Annotated in this window: 1 protein-coding gene; it reads left to right on the plus strand. The window is 74.3% G+C overall.

All coding sequences use genetic code 11. From position 1 onward, the window contains the following. Window positions 1-535, plus strand: a 535-nt coding sequence (locus CCN44_RS41220) for an SDR family oxidoreductase (protein WP_244204061.1), incomplete at both ends; no start/stop codon positions are given.

The raw sequence follows: 535 nt of genomic DNA on the forward strand, positions 1-535 counted from the left end.
TCCACGCGTTCCGCGGCGCCGACGCCCTCTTCGTCGTCACGAACGACCCCACGCGCCCCGGCCACGACCGCAACATCGTGCGGGCGGCCATCGAGGCCGGCGTGGGCCACATCGTCAAACTCTCCGCCGCGGCGGTGCACGACAGCCGGGCGCACGACCTGATCACCCGCTGGCAGCGCGCCAACGAGGAACGCATCAGGGACAGCGGCATCCCGTGGACCATGATCCAGCCGCGCTCGTTCATGTCCCACGCCCTGGCCTGGGCGCCGGACATCCGCCGCGACGGCGTCGTCCACGCGTTGCACCCGCACAGCCGCAACGCCTGCATCGCGCCGGAGGACATCGCGCAGGTGTCCGCCNNGCCCTGCTCGCCGGCGCCGAGCGGCAGCTGGCCGGTGCCAAGGCCGGCACCACGGACACGGTCGAACGCCTCACGGGCCGGCCCGCGACCACCTTCGCCGAGTGGGCGGCCGGCCACCTCGACCGCTTCGCGTGAGACGGAGCGGAAGCCGGAAGGGGGCGGGAGCCGGGAGGG

The sequence above is a fragment of the Streptomyces tricolor genome, assembly GCF_002155905.1.
Classification (GTDB): Bacteria; Actinomycetota; Actinomycetes; order Streptomycetales; family Streptomycetaceae; genus Streptomyces; species Streptomyces tricolor.